This is a genomic window from Desulfosporosinus acididurans (assembly GCF_001029285.1).
Classification (GTDB): Bacteria; Bacillota; Desulfitobacteriia; order Desulfitobacteriales; family Desulfitobacteriaceae; genus Desulfosporosinus; species Desulfosporosinus acididurans.
Genome location: NZ_LDZY01000007.1, coordinates 66,588 through 84,767 on the forward strand (window position 1 = coordinate 66,588; position 18,180 = coordinate 84,767).

Sequence of the window (18,180 nt, forward strand, 5' to 3'; positions counted from 1 at the left end):
TTATTTTGCGATGGCCAATTTTTTTCTTTCGTTTTCCAATGACGGTAAAGGCAAAGACAACTTTAACGAAACGGAACGATTATTAAACAATAGTGTTCAAGGTGTTTAAACATTTTGAACACTATTGAACAGAATATAAGATACGCGGAGTGTTATACATCAAATATAGGGGGCTTAGAACTAACTCTTTAGTTTAATTTCCATTCCAATCGAGACCGGTTTTTCCAAGATATACAGGTTCAACATTTGGCACAGAAATTGCAATTTAAAAACAAGTTCGATTTAAGTTCGTCAATTAGGAACTGAGGAGAGTGACGTCTGTGCGAATTAATGAGCATCCAATTTTGGATTTCCAGCGAGGAGATGAGATAACCTTTTTCTTCGACGGCCAGGAAATTAAAAGTTATGAAGGAGAAACCATAGCCGCTGCCCTCCATGCTGCAGGGGTTAGGGTCTTAGGTCATAGTCCGGAAAAGCATAGGCCAAGGGGCCTTTTCTGTGCCATCGGCAATTGTTCATCCTGCCTTATGATCGTTGATGGGGAACCGAATGTCAGGATTTGTGTAGAAAAGGTTAAACCGGGCATGCAGGTGGAGACGCAGCAAGGAAAGGGGTGCCTGCGTTGAAAGAGATAGAAGTTCTCATTATTGGCGGCGGACCGGCCGGTTTATGTGCTGCTGCAGCGGCTGCTGATTTAGGGGCAGGAATTCTGATTATTGAAAGAGACGACAAACTTGGCGGCCAATTAGTTAAACAGACCCATAAGTTCTTTGGCTCCCGCAAACAGTATGCCGGTGAGCGGGGCTATCAGATCGGAAATTTGCTGATTGAGCAGTGTTCCACTAAGGCAAAGGTTGAAGTTTGGTCAGGAACCACGGCTTTAGGAATTTATGAAGATGGTGTGGTTACCGCCGAAAAAGACGGTCAACACCTAAAAATAAAGCCGCAAAAGATTATCATTGCGACAGGCGCTTCGGAGAAAATGATAACCTTCCCCAATAACGATATGCCGGGAATTTACGGAGCCGGGGCGGTTCAAACGCTTATGAATGTCCATGGCATTGTCCCGGGGCAACGTGTACTTATGATCGGTGCCGGAAATATCGGACTTATTGTTTCTTATCAATTGCTGCAAGCTGGTGTCGATGTTGCCGCCATTATCGAGGCTGCACCAACGATTGGCGGATACTTAGTTCATGCTGCGAAGATCCGGCGCGCCGGTGTTCCGATTCTGACATCTCATACGATAAAAGAAGCCTACGGAGAAGAAAGTGTTGAGGGTGCAATCATCTGTCGATTGGATGAGAATTGGCGGCCTATTTCAGGGAGCGAACAAGACTTAAAAGTTGATGTAATATGTCTGGCGGTCGGTTTGAGCCCCTTAACCGAACTCTGTTTCCAAGCAGACTGTCAGATGCACTATGTTGCGGAACTTTCCGGACACGTGCCCTTAAGAAATGAATATTTGGAAACGACCCGTCCCGGTCTCTATGTAGCTGGGGATGTCAGCGGAGTCGAAGAAGCCAGCTCTGCTATGGTGGAAGGACGCTTGGCAGGAATAAGTGCTGCCTATAGCTTAGGTTACGGCAAAGATGCGGCTCTGAAACTTCAAGCTGAGGCATTGGTAGAGTTAAGTGAACTGCGGGCGGGACCGGCAGGCCAAAAGACGATGCAAGGACTTAAAAAACTGATGGGAAAGGGGGGAGCAGGGTGTTAAACAAAACTGGAATTCCCTCAACTGAAGATGTGAAGACTGTCACTCCATCTCAGGAGCGCTTGAAGAAAGGGCCGGTCGCCATTATCGAATGCTTTCAAAAGATTCCCTGCAATCCCTGTGCAGAAGCCTGTAAGCAGGGTGCCATCCTGCCGCTGCAGGATATTAACGACTTACCGAAGATGGACTTCGACAAATGCAACGGCTGTGGAGTCTGCCTCAGCCGTTGTCCGGGATTAGCCATTTTTGTAGTTGATGGTTCCTATAGTGCGGAGGAAGCTGTGGTGAGAATTCCCTATGAATATCTCCCGCTCCCTCAGGAAGAGGAGGAAGTCGTTGGGGTTGACCGGGCCGGAAAAGAACTGGGTACCTTTAAGGTGAAAAAGATTCAGTCCGGCGGCTCGAAAAATAAAACCTACACAGTGTGGCTGGCCGTGCCCCAAGAACTGGCCATGGAAGTGCGCGGTATTCGCAGGGGAGGGATTAGACATGCTGGATAAAGAGACCATCGTCTGTCGCTGTGAAGATATTACTTTAGAGGAAATACAAGCCTTGATTAAGCAAGGTTACCGGACTATTGATGAAATAAAGCGGGTCCTCCGTGCCGGAATGGGACCTTGTCAAGGACGGACTTGCCGGATGTTAATTGCTCAAGAACTGTCTAAGGCCTATGGAATTCCTGTTGCAGAAGTTCTGATGCCAACCTTTCGGCCGACTGTAAAACCTGTAAAACTGGGAACCTTTGCGGGGGGTGAATCACTTGCAGAAAACAGCTAACGTTGTCATTATCGGCGGCGGAATTACAGGCTGCGCCTTAGCTTATGAAATGGCCCTGCGGGGTGTCCAAGACATTGTCGTTATTGAAAAACAATACCTTGCTTCGGGAGCAACAGGACGCTGCGGTGCCGGAGTGCGGCAGCAATGGGGGACAGAAACCAATGCTATTCTTGCCCGGGACAGCGTAAAACGTTTCGAATCCATGAATGAAGAACTTGATTATGACATGGATATTGAATTTAAACAGGGCGGCTATCTAATGGTTGCCTATACTGAAAGTGAATGGGAACAGTATAAAAAAAATGTGGCTGTCCAGCATAGTCTGGGGATTTCCACTAAAATGATTACGCCTCAAGAAGCTCAGGAAATTGTACCTCATTTGAATATCAACAGTTTGGTCGGTGCGACCTTCTGTCAATCAGACGGTCATGCTAATCCTTTTCATGTGGTTGATGCCTATTATAAAGCAGGGCGGCGGCTCGGGGTCAACTATGAAACCTATACGACGGTTACTGGCATCAAACGGGAGAAGGGTAAAGTCACCGCCGTTCAGACGACGAAAGGGGAAATTAACACTTCCATCGTCATTAACGCCTGCGGATTTGCCGCCGGTACAATTTGTAAGATGGTCGGCTTTGATCTCCCGCTTTATCCGCAGCGGCACCAAGCACTGGTAACTGAGGCTGTCGAACCCTGCCAAGGTCCTATGGTCATTTCCTTACACCATCGTCTGTACTGTCAGCAGACGCCTCACGGCAGTTTTATTATGGGGGTGGGCGATCCCAACGAACCGAAAGATTTTAATATTCATTCCAGTTGGGAGTTCCTTGAGGACGTTGCCCGTCAAGCTATCACTGTTTTGCCTCTTTTAAAGAATCTCCGTGTCGTCCGGCAATGGTCGGGGCTTTATGATATGAGTCCGGATGCCAATCCGATTTTCGCTGAAATTCCTGACGCCCAAGGAATGTGGGTAGCCGCAGGATTCAGCGGCCATGGCTTCATGGTCGGTCCCCAGACAGCCGTTCTTTTGGCGCAGAAAATTCTCGGTCAAGAATGTTTTATGCCCATTGAAAAATTTGGTCTAGACCGTTTCCGCCGGGGAGAGTTATTGCTTGAGCCAGCCGTCGTCTAAAGTGGCCAGGATATAGTGCGATCCTCAAACAAGTGAAATCGTTCAGCTAAAGCCGAATATTGGGGCTTCAGATACCCACCCCCACTTATAGAAAAGGGGGTCTTAAAAACCGGATAAATTTATGACTTAAATGATTAATAACGAGGAGGAAAATCCAAATGAATAATGCTTATTTTGAACTCAAATTTCCTGAAAATGAACCTGTAAAAGGGTATATGCCGGGGTCCCCGGAACGTGCCGCTATCAAGGCAGAGCTTGAGCGGCAATTGGCAAACCCTGTTGAAGTGCCGATAATTATTGGCGGCAAGGAAATACGGACTGGAAATAAAGCCCCAATGATCTGCCCTCATGATCACCAAAAGGTCCTCGGTGAGTACCATGTTGCCGGAGAAAAAGAATTGCTCCTGGCTATTGAAGCTGCTGAGGCTGCGAGAGAAGAATGGGAAAATATGCCCTGGGAGCACAGAGCAACGATATTCTTAAAAGCTGCGGATCTGTTAACAGGAAAATATCGAGCTAAAGTGGCTGCTTCTTGCATGCTTGGCCAAAGCAAAAACCCCTTCCAAGCTGAAATTGATGCGATTTGCGAACTGGCAGATTTCCTGCGTTTTAATACCTACTACGCTCAAGAAATCTACAAGCAGCAGCCAATGAATACACCCGGTGTCTGGAATCGCGTTGAATATCGCGCTCTGGACGGCTTTGTAGCAGCAATTACTCCGTTTAATTTCACCTCAATTGGCGGCAATCTCTCGACTGCACCGACGATTGTTGGCAACACTGTTTTGTGGAAACCGTCATCAACGGCGGTTCTTTCCAACTATTACTTTATGCAAATCTTGATGGAAGCCGGTCTGCCTGCCGGGGTTATCAATTTTGTGCCTTGCAGGGGCACCGACTTTGGCAGGGTGGTGGTAAGTCATCCTAAGATGGCGGGCTTTCACTTTACCGGCTCTACCGCAGTATTCAACGGGATCTGGAACCAAGTTGGCAGTAATATCGCCAAGTATGTTTCTTATCCTCGTCTTGTTGGTGAAACGGGCGGCAAGGACTTTATCTTTGCGCATGAATCGGCGGATATCGAAGCTCTCACCTGTGCCATGGTTCTTGGGGCTTATGAATATCAAGGGCAGAAGTGCTCGGCAGCCTCTCGCGCTTACATTCCGGAGAGCCTTTGGAGCCAATTAAAAGGGCGACTTGAAGAGGAAATCGGCAAGATTAAGATGGGCGATGTCCGGGACTTTACCAATCTCATGAATGCGGTCATTGATCGTAGTTCCTTCTTGAATATTAAAAACTATCTTGATTATGCCAGAGAATCTCAGGATGCAGAGATCATCTTTGGCGGCGGCTGTGATGACAGCGTTGGTTACTTTGTTGAGCCGACGGTCATTTTAGCCAAGACTCCCAACTTTAAGACTATGGTGGAAGAAATCTTTGGACCGGTTATGACCGTTTATGTCTATCCCAATGACAAATTGGAAGAAACCCTGAAAGCCTGCGATACGGCAACGATCTATGGCTTGACGGGCGCTGTATTTGCTCAGGACAGAGCTGCGGTTATCAAGATTGCTAAAGCTTTGGACCATGCGGCCGGAAATTTCTATATTAATGACAAGCCGACTGGTGCTGTTGTCGGGCAGCAGCCCTTTGGCGGAAGCCGCGCCTCAGGCACGAATGATAAGGCGGGCAGCGCTATTAACTTATATCGCTGGATAAGCCAACGGGCTATCAAAGAGGCGATGGTTCCCCGTACCGTTGTTAATTATCCATATATGATGGAGGAATAAGATATTGTTCTTAGGCCTAATCTGACCATTCCTGAAGTTTTCGACGCTCACTCTCGAAGAGGAATGGGCTTTACGTATAACTAGCAAGATAGTAGTGTAGGGCTGGTAATGTGAGCAATGATGCTGACAGGAGTATAATAATACCTTTACTGATTTACGTGTAAGTATAAAAGACCCCGGCAAAGCCGGGGTCTAAGTATTAATAATTATGAGTGCCTAAGACGACAGGTTTACCAAATTTTGCTTCTAGTTTTGCTTTAATTCCGTCAAGATCGATTGGACAGCCGGCAGTAGTCTTTGCTTTTACAACACAGGTAGCAATATGAATGGCATCAATTTCGCGATCTAAATAATCTGACATTTCCATGACTAAACCAACTTTAGGCATCACTAGGCCGGGACAATCGCCGCAGCTGCTGTTGCCCACGATCTGAACCGAGTCATACTTGGCAAATTCACCCTCTTTTAGCTGAGCAGCTTTAAAACATTTTAAACAAGCTACACAACTAATATCACGAATTTTTGCACATGAAACAATTAAGATATTAGCCATTGATCTAATTCCTCCTTTCAAATAATGAGTAAGTATTCGGCAATAGGCCAAGTTATCCTTTATTTCCTCAAAATGTAATTTGCAATGTTTACCATAACTAAAGCGAAGGTTAAAGGCTACACCGGGGCTAATTCGTTGCTCTGGGAGCTTGGAGGACTACGGTCGTGGATTAGATAAGTTTTGGGCAGATCAGTTTTCGCAAGATAAAGAGGGCTTTGATAATGAAAAGAACAGTAAGAGCTGGTATAATAATTTGAAGTTAATAAAATTGCTTTATCAAAAATTCATCTATAAGTTCTTCGCTTAACTTTTTTAAAGAATATCTATGACCCATGTCATCTATTTCTTATTTTAAAACGTAGGAGAGATATAGGGAGTAGCATGAAAAGAATTAATGAAATTTTTAGCGATTATGAAGCAGAAGGCAACATAACTACTGCAGTTGTTGAAGCTGTTGTTTTAAACAAAAACTCAAAAATCCTGGAAATGAAACTCTGCTCCGATAAATATATCGACATTCGAGAGATTGAAGGAATTAATAAGTTTATCAAGAACAGATTGGCTTTAAATGATTCCATCATCACCATCGAGTATACGGAGGGAGCTGACAGAAAGCCCTTAGAAGAGGAGCTTAAAAATATTGTCTTGTCGTTGGCGGGCAAAAATCCGGTCTTAAAATCGGCTCTCAATAATAGCGATTATGAAATAACCCAAAACACGATCAATTTTAAGTTTAAAATTGGAATATCTTACTTATTAAAAGCCAAAGGTTACGATAAATTAATTCAGGACGCCGTAAAAAGCCTTTACGGCACTTCCTATCAAATAAATTTCCTTGATGACGTAAGCCTTGATGAATCAATGAGAGTGCAAGAAGATGCTTATGTTGAGGAAATGCTGCTGCTGCAGAAGGAAACTATGGCTGCGCCAAGCAATAATGCTCCGGTACCCCCTAAGGAAGGTCAAGGAAACAAGCGGGAAATAAAAACTGAGAGCGATGGAAAAAAAGAAAATTCTTCTTTGATATTAGGAAGAAACGCTAATATCAAGGAGTCGGTTATTAAAATCACTGATATTACACCTGATGAGGGAAAGATCGCTTTGGAGGGCGAACTGTCCAATATAGAGGCCAAGGAGTTAAGAAGCGGAAAAACTTTAATTTCTTTTGATTTGTATGACGGCTCAAGTTCCATGACCTGTAAAACCTTTCTTAAACCCGGCGAAGACGGCGAGGTATTATCCAGGCTTAAAAAGTCTAAGGGTGTCCGCTTATCCGGAAATGCCGGTTACAGCAAGTTTTCCGGGGAAGTCGAGCTTATTGCCAATACCATTGTTGAAACAGCGGGCAGGAAAAAGGCTAAGCGGCAGGACATGGCTGAGGTAAAGCGGGTCGAACTGCATATGCATACTCAGATGAGTCAAATGGATGCGATGACCAGTGCCACGGATTTAATTAAGCGAGCGATGAGCTGGGGCATGAAGTCCATCGCCATAACGGATCATGGAGTAGTTCAGTCTTTTCCTGAAGCGTATAAGCTCGTAGGCAGAGATAATCCTGATATGAAGATTATCTACGGAGTGGAGGCTTATCTGGCACCGGACAAAAGGCCTTCTGTCACTAATCCAAGGGGACAAAGCATTGATACAACGTATTGCGTGCTGGATCTGGAAACAACGGGTTTTTCGCCTGTGACGGAAAAAATTACCGAATTGGGGATTATGAAACTTCAGGCGGGAAAGGTTATCGATCAATTCAGCTGTTTTGTCAATCCTCAAAAGCCTATTCCGGCAAGAGTTGTCGAGGTTACCAACATAACCGATGATATGGTAAGGAATGCGGAAACTATTGAACAGGTTTTCCCCAAAATGTTGGAGTTTATTAAGGACAGCGTTTTGGTTGCTCATAATGCGGAATTTGATCTTGGCTTCTTAAAGCACAATGCGAACATTTTGGGCTATGAGTTCGATTACACCTATTTGGACACTTTGTCCTTGGCCAAAGAGGTTTTCCCTGATTTCAAAACGTATAAACTAGGGAGAATAGCTAAAAATCTGGGTATTAAGGTAGAGGTCGCTCATAGAGCCTTAGATGATGTAGATACTACTGTTAAGGTCTTTATGGTCATGCTGGAAAAGCTTAAGCAAAGGGGAGCGGAAACCCTAGAAGATATAGACCGGTATAGTCACGATGAAACAGCTGCCAAGGAAGCCTATAAGAAGCTTAAAACGTATCATGCCATAATCTTGGCTAAAGACTATGTTGGCCTAAAGAATTTATATAAGCTGGTCTCTTATTCGCATTTGGATTATTTTTACAAAAAACCCCGCATCCTCAAGAGCCTTTATAAACAATACTCCGAAGGTTTAATCCTTGGCAGTGCCTGCAGTGAAGGGGAGCTTTACCAGGCCATTTTGCTGGGGAAATCCGACGAAGAAATTGAAGCTATTGCTGAAGAGTACGATTATTTAGAGATTCAGCCTCTGGGCAATAATGATTATCTCGTCAGAACAGAACAGGTGCCGGACAAAGACTATTTAAAGGATATTAACAGAAGAATTGTGGCTTTGGGTGAAAAATTAAACAAGCCCGTCGTTGCGACAGGTGATGTTCACTTCATGGACCCCGAAGATGAGATATACCGGCGCATCTTGGAAGCAGGACAGGGCTTTAAGGATGCAGATAATCAGGCACCCTTATATTTAAAAACGACTGAGGAGATGCTTGAGGAATTTTCCTATTTAGGAACTGAAAAGGCCTATGAAGTGGTGGTTACCAACACCAATCTGATTTCTGAGATGTGTCAGCCCATCAGTCCGATTTCAGCGGAAAAATGCCCGCCGCATATTGAAGGCTGCGAGCAGACAATTAAGGATATTGCCTTTAGTAAGGCTCATGAGCTTTATGGCGATCCTTTGCCGGAGCTCGTCCAGATGCGGCTTGACAGGGAACTGGATTCTATTATCAAAAACGGGTTCTCAGTGATGTATATCATCGCGCAAAAGCTGGTGTGGAAATCAAATGAAGACGGCTATCTGGTTGGTTCCAGGGGTTCTGTTGGTTCGTCTGTGGTAGCCTATATGACCGGTATAACCGAGGTCAATGCCCTGCCGGCTCATTACAGGTGCCCTAAGTGCAAGTACTCGGACTTTTCCGATTATGGCTGCAAAATTGGTTTTGACTTGCCGGACAAGGTTTGTCCCAATTGCGGAGAGCCCTTGGCAAAGGATGGCATCGATATTCCCTTTGAAACCTTTTTGGGTTTTAATGGCGATAAGGAGCCGGATATTGATTTGAACTTCTCCGGAGAATATCAAGCCAAAGCTCACAAATATACGGAGGTTATTTTTGGTAAGGGTACAACATTTAAGGCCGGAACAATAGGTACGATTGCCGATAAGACGGCTTTTGGCTATGTGAAAAAATATTATGAGGAAAAGAGCCGCACTGTCAATAAAGCTGAAATTATCAGAATCTCCAAAGGATGTACGGGGATAAAAAGAACTACCGGACAGCACCCGGGCGGAATTATCGTTGTCCCCAAGGGGAGAGAAATTTTTGAGTTTTGCCCGGTACAGCATCCTGCAGACGATTCGAATTCGGACATCATCACAACCCATTTTGATTACCATTCTATTGACCAGAACCTGCTTAAGCTTGATATTTTGGGCCATGATGATCCGACGGTCATAAGAATGCTTCAAGACATCACCGGTGTCGATCCTCAAAGGATTCCTATGGATGATAAAGAAACCATGTCTATATACTCATCAACGGACGTTTTAGGGGTCACTCCGGAGCAGATCAATTCTAAGGTAGGAACCTTTGGGATCCCTGAATTTGGTACGAAGTTTGTAAGGGGAATGCTTTTAGATACAAGGCCAACTACCTTTGCGGATTTAATCTGTATATCAGGACTTTCCCATGGCACCGATGTCTGGCTGGGCAATGCCAAAGACTTAATTGATGCAGGAACGGTTACCTTAAGTGAAGCAGTGTGTACCAGAGATGATATTATGACTTACCTCATTAAGAAGGGGCTCCCGCCTAATACAGCCTTTAAAATCATGGAGCTGGTTCGAAAAGGTAAGGCACTCAAGGATCCTGAAAAATGGGCTGAATATGAAGCGTTGATGAGGGAACACGAAGTGCCGGAATGGTATATTGATTCCTGCCGCAAAATCAAATATATGTTTCCGAAAGCTCATGCTGCGGCTTATGTTATGATGGCCTTTAGGATTGCCTGGTTCAAAGTGCACATACCCAAGGCTTATTATGCAGCTTACTTTACCATTAGGGCAAAGGCCTTTGACGCTGAATTTATGATCTTTGGCAAAGAAAAGGTTAAGGCAAAGATGAAGGAAATTGAGATGCTGGGCAATCAGGCGACTCCTAAAGACAAAGATATGTACGATGATCTGGAACTGGTTTTGGAAATGTACGAAAGAGGTTTTAATTTCCTGCCTATTGATTTATATAAATCCCATGCTACGAAATTTCTGGTCGAGGAAGAGGGCTTAAGACCGCCCCTTAACAGTATATCCGGTATGGGAACTGTGGCGGCCGAAGGTATTTGTAACGCTGTTCAAGAAAAAGTTCTCAACTCTGTTGAGGACCTGAAAAAACGTGCTAAGATCGGGAATGCCGCTATTGATTTGCTCAGAGGATTTGGCTGTTTGCAAGGCCTTCCGGAAAGTGACCAATTAAGTCTTTTTGATGTCATCTGATAAAAACAGCCGATTTTTAGCATTGTAAAAATCGGCTGTTTTTAAAATTTCGTGGTTTGGAATGCTACCAATAATTTTAAGTTATGGGAACTGACTCTGAATTAGTAGAAGGCGTAAAAGTCTGACAATATTCTCGTCAGCATGAGAAAGCAAAGGGGATTTGGGAATTCATTACCCCAAATTGTACTGTTTTAGTTTATAATAAAGAGTTCCGCGAGAAATGCCGAGAAGTTTTGCCGCGGCTGTTTTGTTGCCACGGGTTCTCTCAAGCATGCTGCAGATAGTTTCTATTTCCTTAGCTCCATTATCTTGTTTATAATTGCTGAAGCTGATTGGAGAACGTATTGAGCCTGAGCCTATTGAGCCGGACAAGTGAAGGGGCTCAAGTTGAGACCGTTTAAGGGCCAAAGGCAAGTATTTTGTTTCAATGATGCCTTCATCAGCTAAAACTGCTAAGCGCTCGGCGACATTGTGAAGTTCTCGAACGTTGCCGGGCCAGTGATAGTTGAGAAAGGCGACGATGACGGCGGGATCGAGGGATGGCATCGGTCGGTTGTATTTGAGAGCGGATTCGTGCAGAAAGGTTTGAGCCAATTCAGGAATATCTTCAGTACGTTCTCTGAGGGGCGGCACTTCCAAGGTAATAACATTCAAACGATAATATAGGTCTTCGCGAAATTCACCCATTTGCATCATTTTTTCTAAATTACGGTTTGTGGCAGCAATAATGCGAGTATTGACAGTGATGGGCTCCGTTCCTCCTAAGCGATAAAAACAGCGATCCTGGAGAACACGCAGGAGTTTAACTTGGAGTCCCAGAGGCAATTCCCCAACTTCATCAAGAAAAAGAGTCCCTCCGTGAGCCAGCTCCAATTTGCCGGGTTTTCCTTTTCTTTCCGCTCCTGTAAAAGCTCCGCCGTGGTAGCCGAAAAGCTCGCTTTCGAAGAGTGCTGCGGGTATAGCACCACAATTAAGGGTTATTAAAGGTTTTTTAGAGCGGGGGCTGGACATATGAATTGCCTGGGCGAAAAGTTCTTTGCCGACACCGCTTTCCCCAGTGATCAGAACAGTTGCCTCACTTGAGGATATTTTGCGGGCAACAGATATTGTATGATGAATGGACCGCCCCTTGCCAATGATCCTGCTAAAAGGATCTTCAGGAGAGGGGATTTTTTTCTGAAGATCCCGCAGTTCGGAGCTTGTATTCGACAGTTTTTCGTTCAGCCGGACGATTTGAGTAACGTCCTGCTCGCATGATATGGCGCCAAGGATTGTTCCGTTATAGATGACAGGAGAAGCATTGATGAGCACATGGGTTCCCGGACGGGGACTATGGTAAGATTGGCGGACGGGGCGGCCCTCGTCTAAGATTTTTAAGGTTGCCAAGGTTTCTAGTTCGAAGAAGTCAGTAATATGTTTTCCCAGGATGTTTTCCTGGGGGATTGAATAGGTGTCTTGAGCCACTGAGTTCCAATGGCTTACGGTGCCCTCTTTGGTAACAACGGTGACCGCTTCATTGACAGTATCGAGCAGCGTTTCAAAAAATGAGTTTGTAATTTCACAATGTTTCAAAAGATTATGTATTAACTGGGCAGCTGAAATGACCCCTATAACACTTCCTGAGGGACCAAGCGTAACCACCGGACGCAAATCTTCAAGATGTTCGTCAAAGAAGGGAAGTGCTTTAGTTTCTAAGGCAGCAATGAGAGGCTTTTTCCAAGAAGAAGCATCTATATTGAGAGATCTTGAATCTCTAACAAGGACTTCAAAGGGTTGGCCGTTTTGTAGCAGAACAAGATGATGGGAATTAAGCAATTCGGAGGCCTGAGCAAGGGTTGGTTTAGAGTTGAGTATCTTAACATTTCGATCCATTAAGTCGGCAAGGAATAATGAGTTCAAATGTATCACTCCCTTGCTCTTAAACTATCATATAGAAAAGCCGTTGTCACTAAGGAGTATTTTCGTGTCAAACCATACGGAAAGTTTATGGGACAAAGAAAGGAAATTTTCCGTCAATTAAGAATAGGTATAGGTAACCAAAGTTTGAATAGAGAAATCAACGCTGAAACAGCCGCACTTGTTTTAAACGAGAAAATTAATCCTTTGCTAAAAAATGATTAACTTATTTTAAGAAGTAAGGGGGCTGAAAACGGTAACTATGAAGAGAGCGATTAATAAAACCAAGTTCTCCTTAATCAGCACTGAGTTAGACTATTATGGAAAGAACGGGTTGATCAGTGATCAGCAAAAGAAAGACATCCTGGAACTTTATGAAATTAAAGAAGGGCTTAATTTGATACGGACTGTAGTAACCATTGGCGCAATTCTGGTGGGACTAGGAATTTTAAGTTTCATTGCCAGTAACTGGGATGGACTCAATAACATAGCAAAGCTCAGTATTATATTCGGAACCTATTGCGCAGCAAATGCTGCGGGATATGCTGTAACAGATCATTATCCCAAGACAGGACGGAGTTTAATTTATCTGGGTACATTAGTCTACGGTGCCGGAATTTTCCTTATCGGTCAAATGTATAACTTTGGGGGGGATTTCTCCGGGGCCTTTCTCCTTTGGGCCGTAGGAGTTGTTCCCATGGCATTTCAGCTTAAGGATAAGTATTTAATGCTGTTTGCTAATCTGCTCTTCGGAATTTACTTAGCAGGGACGATTCAGCAGGGCGTTCCCTATATAGCCGTGATTGGTGTTCCTCTCTTGTATTTTGCCTTCAACTACCTTGGCAGATCAAAACTTCTTGTATTCTTTGCCAATGCAGTCACCTTGGAACTGATTTTGGTTCTTTCCTTGAGATTTAAACTGGAAGGGCTTTATATTGTTGCGATCTTCTTTGTGCTTGGCCTTTTAATGTATGGAGTTAACCATAGGCTGGAGCGGGGAATATTTAAAATGCAGGGCAATATTTTGCTGGGGATAAGCGGTGTTTGCTTGACAATTCCGGAGTTTTGGCGAGCTCTGATCCCTATGCAGTCAACCCGATTAGTAAGTATCATTTTTGCTCTGGCTTTTCTCGCCTTGCTCTTTGCGCAAATAAGAAAAGGCAGTTTAATAAGTTTGATTTTTGTCTGCGTTACAATTTTTAGGTATTACATCGATACCTTCGCTTATTTACCGAAATCCTTGTTTTTTATTGTCGGCGGTTTATTGCTTCTGGGGTTCGGCTATTACTTTGAACGAATGATGAAACGATCACAAGGGGGTATATTAGTATGACTAAAAAAAGAACCTTTCTTTTAGCAGCAGCAATCCCTCTCTTGATCCTTGCAGCAATGACGATAAGGCCAGAGGCAACGGTAGTTTTGGGAAAGGAAATTTTACTGCAAACTAAAGCAGTTGATCCGACGGATTTATTCCGAGGGGATTACGTCTCGATAAACTTGGCAATTTCAGAAATTCCAGAGTCCATGGCTCCCCACGCCTTGATGAACCTCAGAAAAAAGACCCTATATGTGAGCCTGAAGCCTGCAGGCAAGTTCTATGAAGTTGAGCGAGTCAGCGAAACAAAGCCTAAAGAAGGACTTTATCTGGCAGGAAAAATTAGAAATGATGTCTATACGCCCTCGGGTACATTTTATGTAGACTATTCTTTGGACAAGTATTTTGTGGAGCAAGGCAGCGGTAAAGATCTTCAGCAACGCTCCTATCAGGGAGGTTTAATAGGAAGGGTTAAGGTCTTCGGAGGATACGGAGTCTTGGTTGGACTGACTCCAAGTTAGCAGATTATCCCGCTGTATAGTTTTTTGATTAATCATGACTAACTTCCCTCCGATTTGCTCAAATTAACTATAGTTTGCTCAGAAGGAATTAATTTAATTTGCAGGTTATGGAATAAAAGAAAGGATGTTCAGATTTTGCTGAACAAGTTCACTAGAAAAAAGCCGTTGCTTTAGAAACTTCAGTTCATAAAGCAACGGCTCTCTTGATTATTTTAGTGATACATTGTTTCTAAAAGGGCTCGAACATCTTCATTTTCTAAATACTCATCAAAGGTCATTCTGCGATCGACAATTCCTTTGGGAGTTATTTCTATGATACGATTGGCTATCGTTTGCACAAACTGATGGTCTTGGGAGACAAAAAGAATGTTTCCGTCCAGATTTGTAAGGGAATTATTTAGAGCTGTTATCGATTCCATATCCAGGTGATTGGTCGGTTCGTCAAAGAGAAGAACGTTAGCGCCGCTAAGCATCATCTTGGCGAACATACAGCGGACCTTTTCTCCCCCGGAAAGAACCCGGGCTGATTTCAAAGACTCATCACCGGAGAAAAGCATTCTCCCTAAAAACCCGCGCACAAAGGATTCATCCTGATCGCGGGAAAATTGACGAAGCCAATCAACCAAATTAAGATCTGTATCAAAGTAAGCAGAGTTATCCTGAGGGAAATAGGCTTGAGTGGTTGTAATTCCCCAACTGAATTCACCGTTATCGGGAATTATTTCTCCCATTAACACCCTAAATAAGGCTGTTTTAGCTTGGCTGTTAGGGCCAACCAAAGCAATTTTATCGCCCTTGTTTATGATAAAAGAGAGGTTGTTAAGGACCTTTTCCCCGTCAATACTGACAGTTAAGTTATTCACGGACAAGATGTTGTTCCCTGCTTCGCGGTCAGGCGTAAAAGCAATGTAAGGATATTTGCGGGAGGAGGGTCTGATGTCTTCGAGAGTCAGTTTTTCAAGTTGCTTTTTACGCGAGGTGGCTTGTTTGGCTTTAGAGGCATTGGAACTAAAGCGTTGGATAAACTTTTGCAGTTCCTCAATCTTATCTTCTTTCTTTTTATTGGCCTCTTTCATTAACCGTAATGCTAATTGACTTGACTCGTACCAAAAATCATAATTCCCGACATAGAGCTGGATTTTCCCAAAATCAATGTCGGCAATATGAGTACAAACTTTGTTTAAGAAATGGCGGTCGTGGGAGACAACAATAACGGTATTTTCATAGTTATATAAGAAGTTTTCCAGCCAAGAAATTGACTGAAGATCTAAATGGTTTGTGGGCTCATCCAATAAGAGAATATTAGGATTGCCAAAGAGGGCTTGAGCGAGTAGAACGCGAACTTTTTCATTACCGCTCAGATCCTTCATTTTTTTGCTTTGCAGGTCTTTGGGAATTCCCAATCCCATCAGGAGTTCAGAAGCTTCAGACTCTGCCTGCCAGCCGTTAAGCTCAGCAAATTCCCCTTCTAAAACAGAAGCCCTTAATCCATCTTCTTCAGAAAAATCGGGTTTGGCATAGAGGGTATCTTTTTCTTCCATAATTTCGTAAAGTTTGGCATGTCCCATGATTACTGTCTTCAGCACGTCATACTCTTCGAATTGAAAGTGGTCCTGTTTTAAAACTCCAATTCGCTCGCCTGGGGTTAGGATAACTTCACCGCTCGAAGAGTCAAGTTCCCCGGAAAGTATTTTTAAAAAGGTAGATTTACCGGCTCCGTTGGCTCCGATCAAGCCGTAACAGTTTCCTGGCAAGAATTTAACATTCACATCTTCGAATAAGGCGCGTTTTCCGAATCTCAGGGTAATTCCGCTGGTACTAATCATTAAAAAATCGTTCCTTTATAAAGAATTTTGCTTAAAAACATATTATAACATGCTATTTTAATAAAATATAGCTAATAGCAATCTCCTTTAAGCCTAGGAATTTTGTTTTCAGCCGCAAGGGGATTGGGGAAAGCCCAGTTTCCTCCAATATTTTTCTTAAAATGAGAACGCCGGTCATCGTTTTGGGAAATCCGGCAGGATATTGACATCCTGTGGATACGGCGTTTCTTATTAATTGGCAGGCTTTATAAAATCCTCGCTGCTGTGTAAAATAACTTAAATTGGGGGTGGTATCAGCAAAGTTATTAAAATAGTCATCCATAAGTGACAGCTCCTTTATCGATTTATTACATTGTTTGTCACAGTACGAATGACTATGCATATATCGACATCGACTTAATGGCCGGCAAGTTCTCCTTCAATCCAGTCGACAAACTGTCTTGCGGTGCGCGCTGAACGTCCGTTATACCAAAGAGCCCATTGCAGAGCTTCTTTGTGTAATGTTGTCTGATCAATGGCCAAGTTTCGGTGGGAGGCAATTCCCTCGACAATCTTGAGGTATTGCTTTTGGTCCGGAGATGAGAACACAACATTGATGCCAAATCGATCAGCAAGGGATAACTTTTCCTGCATACTATCACCGGCGTGAACTTCTTCCTCACGATTACTGGATTGTAAGCCAGCTCTTTCGCTGAAATATTCTTTCACTAGATGGCGGCGGTTGGACGTTGCATAGATGAGGATATTGGAGGTTTTGCTTTCTAAGCCTCCTTCGAGAACAGCTTTGAGAGAGGTATAGTTTTCTTCGTTGTCTCCAAAAACCAGATCATCGACGAAAAGAATGAATTTTTGCGATCGGTTATGCAGAAGTCGAAGAATTTGGGGGAAATCAGCCAAAAAGGCTTTGGGGATTTCAATCATGCGCAGTCCCAGAGGATGATATTCATTGAGGATTGCTTTGACTGTTGAGGATTTGCCGGTTCCCCGGTCTCCATAGAGAAGCACGTTGTTGGCTGGATAGCCTTTAAGAAATTGCCTCGTGTTTTCCAGAACCCGGGAACGTTCATCATGGTAATCGACTAAGTCACGCAGGGTAATGGGGTCGGGTCTTTCAACGCATTTAAGGCTGCCGCGGCCTTCAGTTCTCTCCCAAATAAAGGCGATACTGCGGGCAAAGATACCGCACCCATACTGACGATGAAACTCTTTGAGGTCTTGCAGGCAATCGCCCCAGCAGGTGCTTGTAAGAAATTTTTCTTTTAAGGTACGTAAATGTTCGGGTTCGCGATTGACTAATAGGGTCGGAGAAAACTCCCAATCAGGCAGGATTTGCAGGAGCGATTCCGGGAAAGTGCCTGCGTCGTCTGGATAATTTCCTGTGTTGTTATTTTTATAGAGTTTTGCTATTTCGGCTTTTAAGGTTGTTGAATCAAGCTTGGCTATGGTTTCAAGGTTTTTCAAGTCACTGACAACTGCTTGATCAAGGGTATTTTCCGGCATTGACGGGTGCATCGCCTGGGCATTAAAGGAAAAAGAGTTTTCTGCAAAAATGAGTTGGTTAAGGATATGGTGAGAGAGGGAAAGCCCAGGGCACTTAGCAAGCTCGAAGTAAAAATCATTGTAATAATTAATAATGTCCCGTAATTGAAGATCCATCTTCTCCAAACCTGCAAGTAACTCTCTGAGTTTTCCAAGTACGGAGTCTTCCAAAAGGTTACGGTAAACGGAAAGGGAATCAAGGGCTAATAAAAATAAATTAGTGCTGCTGCAGCTTCTATTCATTGATGACTCCTCCAATAATGGCACCCTTAATCAATTACCCCCTTAGCCCGGGCAGGGATAAGGGGGCGAAGGGCAAATAATCACATTTAGTATAGCACTCCCCAAAAGAGAAAGAAAGAATGAGTGGATGAAGCAAAAGACAATCCTTC

15 protein-coding genes are annotated in these 18,180 nt (G+C 43.8%); 10 read left to right on the forward strand and 5 right to left on the reverse strand.

Features of this window, described 5'->3' with window-relative positions:
* The first annotated feature begins 320 nt into the window (after positions 1-320).
* The 6 genes from DEAC_RS11010 (at position 321) to pruA (ending at position 5,413) form a co-directional block, all read left to right on the forward strand.
* Positions 321-626, forward strand: a complete 306-nt coding sequence (locus DEAC_RS11010) for a (2Fe-2S)-binding protein (protein WP_047810123.1) — start codon at positions 321-323, stop codon at positions 624-626.
* Positions 623-1,717 carry an NAD(P)/FAD-dependent oxidoreductase gene (locus DEAC_RS11015; protein WP_047810124.1) on the forward strand — a complete coding sequence of 365 codons (1,095 nt, stop codon included), beginning with the start codon at positions 623-625 and terminating at the stop codon, positions 1,715-1,717. The genes DEAC_RS11010 and DEAC_RS11015 overlap by 4 nt, the downstream gene beginning before the upstream one ends.
* Complete coding sequence (locus DEAC_RS11020) at positions 1,711-2,214, forward strand: 4Fe-4S dicluster domain-containing protein (protein WP_047810125.1); 504 nt, start codon at positions 1,711-1,713, stop codon at positions 2,212-2,214. The genes DEAC_RS11015 and DEAC_RS11020 overlap by 7 nt, the downstream gene beginning before the upstream one ends.
* The gene (locus DEAC_RS11025; protein WP_047810126.1) at positions 2,204-2,491 is read left to right on the forward strand and encodes a (2Fe-2S)-binding protein; all 288 of its coding nucleotides are present in this window, start codon (positions 2,204-2,206) and stop codon (positions 2,489-2,491) included. Before DEAC_RS11020 ends, DEAC_RS11025 begins: the two co-directional genes overlap by 11 nt.
* Positions 2,475-3,623 carry an NAD(P)/FAD-dependent oxidoreductase gene (locus tag DEAC_RS11030; protein ID WP_047810127.1) on the forward strand — a complete coding sequence of 383 codons (1,149 nt, stop codon included), beginning with the start codon at positions 2,475-2,477 and terminating at the stop codon, positions 3,621-3,623. The genes DEAC_RS11025 and DEAC_RS11030 overlap by 17 nt, the downstream gene beginning before the upstream one ends.
* A gap of 158 nt (positions 3,624-3,781) precedes the next feature.
* Positions 3,782-5,413 carry an L-glutamate gamma-semialdehyde dehydrogenase gene (gene pruA / locus DEAC_RS11035; RefSeq protein WP_047810128.1) on the forward strand — a complete coding sequence of 544 codons (1,632 nt, stop codon included), beginning with the start codon at positions 3,782-3,784 and terminating at the stop codon, positions 5,411-5,413.
* 199 nt (positions 5,414-5,612) lie between these two features.
* Here the strand turns inward: pruA and DEAC_RS11040 are convergent, their stop codons facing one another.
* On the reverse strand, positions 5,613-5,966 hold the full coding sequence (locus tag DEAC_RS11040; protein WP_047810129.1) for a CGGC domain-containing protein: 354 nt from the start codon (positions 5,964-5,966) through the stop codon (positions 5,613-5,615).
* Between the two features lie 381 nt (positions 5,967-6,347).
* Between DEAC_RS11040 and polC the strand changes: the two genes are divergently transcribed.
* Positions 6,348-10,691 carry a DNA polymerase III subunit alpha gene (polC, locus tag DEAC_RS11045; protein WP_047810130.1) on the forward strand — a complete coding sequence of 1,448 codons (4,344 nt, stop codon included), beginning with the start codon at positions 6,348-6,350 and terminating at the stop codon, positions 10,689-10,691.
* 171 nt (positions 10,692-10,862) lie between these two features.
* Here polC and DEAC_RS11050 read toward each other — a convergent pair whose 3' ends face one another.
* A complete protein-coding gene (locus DEAC_RS11050; protein ID WP_047810131.1) occupies positions 10,863-12,590 on the reverse strand; it encodes a sigma-54 interaction domain-containing protein in 1,728 nt (575 codons plus the stop codon).
* On the opposite strand from DEAC_RS11050, the gene DEAC_RS11055 reads away from it, so the two are divergent.
* The 3 genes from DEAC_RS11055 to DEAC_RS11065 are packed head-to-tail and all read left to right on the forward strand — an operon-like array spanning position 12,591 to position 14,423.
* Positions 12,591-12,812 carry a hypothetical protein gene (locus DEAC_RS11055; RefSeq protein WP_047810132.1) on the forward strand — a complete coding sequence of 74 codons (222 nt, stop codon included), beginning with the start codon at positions 12,591-12,593 and terminating at the stop codon, positions 12,810-12,812.
* A 37-nt stretch (positions 12,813-12,849) separates the two neighbouring features.
* Positions 12,850-13,920 (forward strand): DUF2157 domain-containing protein, encoded by a 1,071-nt coding sequence (locus tag DEAC_RS11060; protein WP_047810133.1) that lies wholly within the window; start codon positions 12,850-12,852, stop codon positions 13,918-13,920.
* The gene (locus tag DEAC_RS11065) at positions 13,917-14,423 is read left to right on the forward strand and encodes a GDYXXLXY domain-containing protein (protein ID WP_047810134.1); all 507 of its coding nucleotides are present in this window, start codon (positions 13,917-13,919) and stop codon (positions 14,421-14,423) included. The genes DEAC_RS11060 and DEAC_RS11065 overlap by 4 nt, the downstream gene beginning before the upstream one ends.
* A gap of 212 nt (positions 14,424-14,635) precedes the next feature.
* On the opposite strand, the gene DEAC_RS11070 is transcribed toward DEAC_RS11065, so the two are convergent.
* The 3 genes from DEAC_RS11070 to DEAC_RS11080 form a co-directional block, all read right to left on the reverse strand.
* On the reverse strand, positions 14,636-16,249 hold the full coding sequence (locus tag DEAC_RS11070) for an ABC-F family ATP-binding cassette domain-containing protein (protein ID WP_047810135.1): 1,614 nt from the start codon (positions 16,247-16,249) through the stop codon (positions 14,636-14,638).
* Positions 16,250-16,301: 52 nt separating this feature from the next.
* Positions 16,302-16,571: a hypothetical protein gene (locus tag DEAC_RS11075; protein ID WP_047810136.1), complete on the reverse strand. Its 270-nt coding sequence runs from the start codon at positions 16,569-16,571 to the stop codon at positions 16,302-16,304.
* Between the two features lie 74 nt (positions 16,572-16,645).
* Positions 16,646-18,031 carry an ATP-binding protein gene (locus DEAC_RS11080; protein WP_047810137.1) on the reverse strand — a complete coding sequence of 462 codons (1,386 nt, stop codon included), beginning with the start codon at positions 18,029-18,031 and terminating at the stop codon, positions 16,646-16,648.
* Between the last annotated feature and the right edge of the window lie 149 nt (positions 18,032-18,180).

Excerpts from the sequence above, each read along its gene's own strand:
- pruA (WP_047810128.1), top strand. The coding sequence starts at position 3,782 with ATGAATAATGCTTATTTTGAACTCAAATTTCCTGAAAATGAACCTGTA.
- DEAC_RS11040 (WP_047810129.1), bottom strand. The coding sequence starts at position 5,966 with ATGGCTAATATCTTAATTGTTTCATGTGCAAAAATTCGTGATATTAGT.
- DEAC_RS11055 (WP_047810132.1), top strand. The coding sequence starts at position 12,591 with ATGTATCACTCCCTTGCTCTTAAACTATCATATAGAAAAGCCGTTGTC.
- polC (WP_047810130.1), top strand. The coding sequence starts at position 6,348 with ATGAAAAGAATTAATGAAATTTTTAGCGATTATGAAGCAGAAGGCAAC.
- DEAC_RS11060 (WP_047810133.1), top strand. The coding sequence starts at position 12,850 with ATGAAGAGAGCGATTAATAAAACCAAGTTCTCCTTAATCAGCACTGAG.
- DEAC_RS11075 (WP_047810136.1), bottom strand. The coding sequence starts at position 16,571 with ATGGATGACTATTTTAATAACTTTGCTGATACCACCCCCAATTTAAGT.
- DEAC_RS11025 (WP_047810126.1), top strand. The coding sequence starts at position 2,204 with ATGCTGGATAAAGAGACCATCGTCTGTCGCTGTGAAGATATTACTTTA.
- DEAC_RS11065 (WP_047810134.1), top strand. The coding sequence starts at position 13,917 with ATGACTAAAAAAAGAACCTTTCTTTTAGCAGCAGCAATCCCTCTCTTG.
- DEAC_RS11080 (WP_047810137.1), bottom strand. The coding sequence starts at position 18,031 with ATGAATAGAAGCTGCAGCAGCACTAATTTATTTTTATTAGCCCTTGAT.
- DEAC_RS11070 (WP_047810135.1), bottom strand. The coding sequence starts at position 16,249 with ATGATTAGTACCAGCGGAATTACCCTGAGATTCGGAAAACGCGCCTTA.